General features: G+C 59.5%; 8 protein-coding genes. 1 reads left to right on the top strand and 7 read right to left on the bottom strand.

Annotated elements, in window-relative coordinates; genetic code table 11:
* Window positions 1–25 precede the first annotated feature (25 nt).
* Window positions 26–979, bottom strand: a complete 954-nt coding sequence (locus IWX65_RS13425; protein ID WP_196883582.1) for a hypothetical protein — start codon at window positions 977–979, stop codon at window positions 26–28.
* A 67-nt stretch (window positions 980–1,046) separates the two neighbouring features.
* Between IWX65_RS13425 and IWX65_RS13420 the strand changes: the two genes are divergently transcribed.
* Complete coding sequence (locus IWX65_RS13420) at window positions 1,047–1,283, top strand: hypothetical protein (protein ID WP_196883580.1); 237 nt, start codon at window positions 1,047–1,049, stop codon at window positions 1,281–1,283.
* Window positions 1,284–1,525: 242 nt separating this feature from the next.
* Here IWX65_RS13420 and IWX65_RS13415 read toward each other — a convergent pair whose 3' ends face one another.
* The 6 genes from IWX65_RS13415 to IWX65_RS13390 form a co-directional block, all read right to left on the bottom strand.
* Window positions 1,526–2,206 carry a M48 family metalloprotease gene (locus tag IWX65_RS13415; RefSeq protein WP_196883579.1) on the bottom strand — a complete coding sequence of 227 codons (681 nt, stop codon included), beginning with the start codon at window positions 2,204–2,206 and terminating at the stop codon, window positions 1,526–1,528.
* A 71-nt stretch (window positions 2,207–2,277) separates the two neighbouring features.
* Entirely contained in the window at window positions 2,278–2,505 is a 228-nt protein-coding gene (locus tag IWX65_RS13410) for a hypothetical protein (RefSeq protein ID WP_196883578.1), read from the bottom strand.
* A 20-nt stretch (window positions 2,506–2,525) separates the two neighbouring features.
* Window positions 2,526–3,119 carry an AAA family ATPase gene (locus IWX65_RS13405; RefSeq protein ID WP_196883577.1) on the bottom strand — a complete coding sequence of 198 codons (594 nt, stop codon included), beginning with the start codon at window positions 3,117–3,119 and terminating at the stop codon, window positions 2,526–2,528.
* 120 nt (window positions 3,120–3,239) lie between these two features.
* Window positions 3,240–3,455 (bottom strand): hypothetical protein, encoded by a 216-nt coding sequence (locus IWX65_RS13400; protein WP_196883576.1) that lies wholly within the window; start codon window positions 3,453–3,455, stop codon window positions 3,240–3,242.
* Window positions 3,456–3,460: 5 nt separating this feature from the next.
* A complete protein-coding gene (locus tag IWX65_RS17845) occupies window positions 3,461–4,249 on the bottom strand; it encodes a helix-turn-helix domain-containing protein (protein WP_334683858.1) in 789 nt (262 codons plus the stop codon).
* Between the two features lie 3 nt (window positions 4,250–4,252).
* The gene (locus IWX65_RS13390; protein ID WP_196883575.1) at window positions 4,253–5,875 is read right to left on the bottom strand and encodes a hypothetical protein; all 1,623 of its coding nucleotides are present in this window, start codon (window positions 5,873–5,875) and stop codon (window positions 4,253–4,255) included.
* Window positions 5,876–6,000: the final 125 nt, after the last annotated feature.

The raw sequence follows: 6,000 nt of genomic DNA, 5'->3' as shown, positions 1-6,000 counted from the left end.
AATTTGACCGAGCGTATTAGGGACGCTACAAAGCCGGTTCTTTCAAGACTATGAGTTGAGGCACCTCAATCTCTTCAAGCAATATAGCGTTTATGACTTCTTCTTCAGATTCGTTCATCTTCCTGTAGGCCTTAACCGTAAGGACTACAGTTCCGACTAAACCGGTGAATAAAGTGGCTGTAATGACGCCCGGACTAGCGCTCTCCATTGATAGTCGAGAACACAGAATCACGGTGAGCAAGATTAAGGGAATTACTATCGCTGCTCGAAACTCTGCCTCTGATCGAGCTTTTTCGAAACGGTCGTAAGCTCGTTCACGCTTATGACCCAACTGAACCGCCAAGATATCTAAGTCAGTGCGGATCGTACCGAGTACATAATCTGAAACCACGCCGTCAACATCTTCGTCAGAGCCTTCGGGCGTGGCGAAGTCAAGTAGTGCGCCAAGAGGAGCAGTAGGAGAGTAGGAAGCAGCATTCGTCAGTCGCTTGACGACAAGTTCTTGGCCATTTCGATCTAACGCATCAGAGACTATCTGACGCACGTACCCGTTCAGCCTCGGTGAGCGAAACGCTGGTGTCCTAGTGGATCTACTTTTCGCTGCTCGCATGCCGAATAAGACACGGAAAAATCTCGCGTAAGTCGCACCAATAAACTCAAGTGTGGATATCAGTATCGTAAAAAATGCAGGAATCAATCCTTGATTAGCATTGGCCGATCTCAGGACCCTGCTCGCACCCAACACGATTCTGTCGAGAGAAAGAATAAGACCAAGAAAGTAAGCGACGAAGCTGACGACTCCAAGGGTAGCAACTGGTCCCAGATAATCAACAAGTCGGGCGACATTACCGGCCACCGAATCGTCTGCTTTGACCCCAGCAATCTGATTTCCGAATGCCAACCAGATGGCAAATAGGAGGATCATGCCCGAGGTGAGCGATGCCTTTATGTCGCGCAGATTCGCAAGAAAACCGAGCACGGATACTCCTGAGTTGTTACCGCAATAAGCGACAAACAGATAAGTCTAGCAAGCTGAAGGAGCACCGGTGACAGGAAGAAAACCTATTACGAAGGACTCATCGACTCGCTCGCGGTGCGACAAGGACCAGAAAGGCATGCGGGTCATCACGATCACCCCGAACGCCCAGCCAAGGCTGCTCACCATCTACTTTACGGACGACCCAGGCAAGAAGGAGTGCTTCCCTCAGTCGCTCGTCACGGTGCGCTGGTGGAAGATGTGGGGAAAGTTCCCACTCTCCGGCGACTTCACCGCCAATGACTGATTCGAGCTGTATAGCTGCCGCGCCAGAAAACCGCAGCCGAGGGTCCGCGCCCGAGGGGACAAGACAAACCCCAGCACCACCAACGAACACGAGGAGCTGCGCGGCTGAGCCCGAGGAGCTGACCGGTAAAGCTGTAAACCTGTATCCCGGTAAAGCTGTAAACCGGTAGATACAGCTCTACCGATTTACCAGCCAAGCAACACGGCAGGCCCAGCACCCCGCACCCAGCACAGGGGACAAGCTCAGATCGTCGGTCGGCTTTGCTGAAGGGTCAAAGTCATCGACGCGAGCCTCTGATAGCGCCAGGGGTGGCTCTGCATCATCAGTCTCAGCTTCCTGATGAGCGGGTGCGGTGAGAGGCGTTCGGGCCTGACTTCGTCCCAGGCATGCAAACACTGCTTGGCACCGATCAAGTCACCCTCGTGGAGAACGGCGAAGTCGTCCGCCCGTGCTTCGTCAGCTCGCTTTCGAAAGCAGAATGCGAGGTAAAGCGGCAGAACGAGCATGGGGCTTATGGAGCTGAGAATCTCAATGGCATAAGACGGGTTGGTGATGCGCGCTATGACTAGGCCCAGCACCACAAGAACCATCAGGGCGGTCAGGATCCGGAAGACGAGATGAGTCCGTCGCCAGCGCTTGTCGTGCCAGTAGTGACCGATCTCGTGTGCCAGAAGCCAGCGCAGTGCTGCTGGGGTGAGATCTATGGCTGCCCCGTGTGTCACGTAGATTGTCGGAGTTCCACCGTGTGGCCGGAACTGGGCATTGAGAGCGAGCCCGCCGATCTCCTCGACAAAGTGCACGCGGGCTTGCGATAAGTCCTTGTCGGCGCAGATCTGCCGGACCGCCTCCCGCACACGGTCGAACGCGTGGACCTCCTCGTTAGTGGTGTCTGGGTGCTGCTCGGCGCCATTTAGGATCTCCACGGATCCATCCTTCACCGTTCTCCGGTCCCGTGTGACCCAACGGGGGATCAGGGATGTCATGAGGCTTTGACCTAGGTGGTGGTGCGCTTGCGTACAGAGTCCATTTCACGGCTGATGCCACGCATGACGAGCTGTTTCATCGAGATATCGGCCTGAGCGCAAAGCGCTTTCAATTCCGCGTGCATGGATCGCGGGATGGCGACGGTCAGCAGCTTCTCCGGCTCGGCCGCGACCTTTGGCCCGGCCTGCTCTCCTGGTGTGCGCCGGCGGGCTGCGCCCTGGCTGAGCGCGGCACTCATCGGGTTCTCTTTTGCTGGCATTACCTGGCACCCCCAGCAAGCAGCTCATCGAGGACATCGGCGTAGGGGCCAAGTGAGGTGATCTTCTTGCCGTGCGCGAGGGCCAGCTCTTGCGACTGGGGCACTTCCGCTTCCATGACCGTGAGGCCAGCATCGACCAGGGCGGCACGAGTTTCCACCTGCGCCCTCGTGCGCTTGATAACGCGGGTCAGCAGGATCATCACCCGGAGATCGGTCGCTACGGCAATGTCGTCAGCGAGGGAGAGGGTTTCGGCCAACGAGTTGAGGTCAGCCGAGGTCGGTTGGGCTGGGATCACGAGCGTGTCTACGGCGCGCATGGCCGAGGACACGATGCCGAGATCCCCGGGCGGGGTATCGATCACAACGTGCTTACTGCCCGCGAGCTGGTCAACTTGGCGGTGAATGGTTTTCGTCGGCAGAGCCACCGTCAACCACGGGAAATCTGCCTGCTCCGCCCACCGCAGCGCCGAGCCTTGGGGGTCGGAATCAATGAGTACTACGGGCTCATCCCTACCCGCCAGTCCAGCGGCTACATAGGTGGCGGAAGTGGACTTACCCACTCCACCCTTAAGTCCTCCAAAAGCTACGCGCATGTTGACCTTCCTGATCCCCAGTTTTAGTACGACGATTCTTACCTATTTATAGAAACCTGTATAGCTGTAAACCGGTATCTACAGGTTTACCAGTGATCTCGGCCGAGCGGCTGGGCCGATCTAGCTGCCGGGCTTGTCCTTCGGCTTGTCCAAGTAACCGTAGGTGGCGCGGATCGCCTGCTCGATCACCTCTCCCTTGGTGGCAAGCCTGCCGTTCGCCCTGGCATCGTTCACGGCGAGCGCGATGAGTCGGAGAGTTTGGACTGTAAGGCGGAAGCTCGCTGGCTTCCTTTCGGTGGTGGTGATCGGGGGAATGATCGTTGAGTCATTCGTCATGGCGTCTATCTCCCTTCCTTCTTTCTGGAATACCTAGCGAGTCCGTCCTGGGTTTGGTACTCGGTGACGTTCATCCTGAGCCCGGTGATCTGGTGGTTTCCTGGTTTGTTGCCCTTGCCCTCATACATGGCGGCCATGACGACGTTGGTCCACTGTTCGATTCCGCCGGCGGCTTTGATGGATCGCAGTGCTTGGCTGACGTAGGTGCCGCCTTTTTCTCCGATGATGACCTGTCGGCCGTTGTCGAGTGTGGCGGTGAACGTGACTTTTTTGTCCTTGTGGGACTGGGTGCGTGCCACGCCGACGAGCTTGCCCATGATGGCCTTCATGCCTCGTTCGCGGCTGCTCTTGTTGGTCTTGCTCATGGTGACTTGGTGGACTCGGTTGCCGTCTTTTGAGTAGGACGATTTCTCGCTGAACCTGTTGGGCACTTTGGTTACGTAGCGGCCGTCCGTGTCCTCCGGGACGACGGTGGGTGCTTTGACCTTTTCGCCGTCTTGGGTTGCTACGGGTGGGTGCTCCCGGTCGATCTTGGCGCGCACCGGCACGAGCTGGTCATTTTTGTTGCGGCGTCGGGGTGGGCGGCGGTCTACCGTGCCGTTGTCGCGCAGCGAGACCAGGGCGGTGCGGAAGGACTCTCCTCGAGATTCGCCGTTGAGGAGCTTGCTCACCATGCGCGGGGATCGGCCTAGCTCGGCGGCGATGTCGGCTCGGCTGAGTTTGCGCACCTGCATGACTCCGCGCACGATGTCCGCCACGGACTCGGACTCGTTTAGTGCCCTGTCGTCGGCCATGTTCTATGCCACCCAGGCGGCGGATGGTCCTGCCGCTGCCGCTTTCTTTTTCAGTGCGTCGCGCTCTGGCTTAGTCACGGGTGTCTTGATCTCTCCGCGGAGGAGGCCCTGCAACCTCACCCGGCCTTCGCGGCCGTCGTCTCCTCCACCGTGTTCGGTCGGTAGTGACCACTGGGGGATGGAGCTGGTGTAAATCGCGTCTCCTTCGATTCCCAAGAGGGTCCGCGGATCGACGTGCAGGGCTCCGGCGTAGCGGCCCTGCGTGCCTGGGATCGGGGCGGGGGAGGAGAGCACTTGTGCCCGGGACCAACCCCACACTTGGGACGCCAGCTCCGGGTGGTACCTGGACTTGTCCGCAGCGGAGAGTTCAGGGCGGGCTGAGTACACGAACCGATCTCCTACATGCTCGTACTCCACATTCGGGGGCAGGTCATCGAGGTGATCGACGGACATAGGGGATTCCTTGCCGCGCATCACGAACCGGCCGATTCCGTGGATCAGAATGTTTCGCAGCGCGTTCATCACGGCCCGCTTCAAACCGGCCGGGGCTTCGGACTTTGCCACCTGGGCGCGGAGGCGCTTGATCCGCTCCGCGAACGTATCCAGGGGGCGCATCTTCTCCGTGAACCGGATCCCACCCAGAGGTTCGATTCCCCAGCCGAAACGCTCCGCTACCAGCAGCTCCCGGTGATCGGCCCAGGTCTCTCCTATGGCCCCGGGCCGGTTTGGGTAGTACCACTCGGTTGAGCTGCCCGGATCCTGCACGCCCAAGATCCCGACGTGCGGCCAGTTGTCCGGCACCCGGAACTTCACCCGGTATCGAGCCTTGGCGTACTTGCCCTTGGATCCCTGGAACATCCACAAATCGGTGGCTTCCTCGCGGCTCAGCTCGTGGGCCGGTCCCACCCCCAGCTCGGCGCAATGCGCCGCATACATAAACCGGCCATCGGAGTGCGCGAACGTGTCGAGCTTGGGGGTGGCTTTTGGATCCACGAGCGCCACCGTATCCGGGTGGTCGGAAGCGTTGGGACCAGCCACCAGATGCTCCATGTGGTGCTGTCCCGAGGTCGCGTGCAGCAGCTCGGCTACCGCGTCGCTGATCGGCTCCGGGTCGAACCGCTGCCCCTTGCGCTCGGTGACGCTGAACGCCCACAAAATCGCCCCGGTGAGTCCTGGGGACATCAACGGAGTAGTCATCTCAGGTTCCACACGGTTGAGGTAGTAGCGCAGAGCACCCCACGCATCGGATGCCTGGGCGGGGGACAAGACGACATCACCGAACCAGGTGGAGGCCATGCTAATCTCCACCTTTTGTCCCGTCAGGATCTTCTCGTACCGGCCGCGCTTGTCGTCCTTCCGGTAGTGCTCGCCGTGCTTCCACCCCGGGGTAGGGGCATCCATCCAGGACGGCAGATCCTTCGGGGCCTTCGGCTCGGCGCCGGTGAGCATGATCCACTCGATCCCAGCGTGCGCGGCCGTATCCAGCAGGTCATCGAGCTGGGGCGTCTTGTGCCGGGACTTGATGACCGTGGACAAGGTGCGCCCATCCAACGTCACACCCTTACCCGTGGCCGCGTCTAACCACATCACGGGCTTCGGCTTCGCGTTCATCGTCATCGGCCGCATGGTTTCCCCTTTGCCTCGTTCTTACTTTTTCCTTACACAAGTATTACACACCTGCCGTGCCCTGCGGTCATCGTTCGGCCGTGTCGGCAGGTACCGGATCCGCCCTTCCCTCACCGACAGCATCG

The sequence above is a fragment of the Arthrobacter sp. CAN_A214 genome (assembly GCF_015751955.1).
In the GTDB taxonomy this organism is placed as follows: Bacteria; Actinomycetota; Actinomycetes; order Actinomycetales; family Micrococcaceae; genus Arthrobacter_D.
This window is presented reverse-complemented; position numbering and strand designations above follow the sequence as displayed.

Bases quoted from the DNA above. Each gene is read 5' to 3' on its own strand.
- IWX65_RS13400 (WP_196883576.1), bottom strand. From the start codon at position 3,455: ATGACGAATGACTCAACGATCATTCCCCCGATCACCACCACCGAAAGG.
- IWX65_RS13390 (WP_196883575.1), bottom strand. From the start codon at position 5,875: ATGCGGCCGATGACGATGAACGCGAAGCCGAAGCCCGTGATGTGGTTA.
- IWX65_RS17845 (WP_334683858.1), bottom strand. From the start codon at position 4,249: ATGGCCGACGACAGGGCACTAAACGAGTCCGAGTCCGTGGCGGACATC.
- IWX65_RS13405 (WP_196883577.1), bottom strand. From the start codon at position 3,119: ATGCGCGTAGCTTTTGGAGGACTTAAGGGTGGAGTGGGTAAGTCCACT.
- IWX65_RS13410 (WP_196883578.1), bottom strand. From the start codon at position 2,505: ATGAGTGCCGCGCTCAGCCAGGGCGCAGCCCGCCGGCGCACACCAGGA.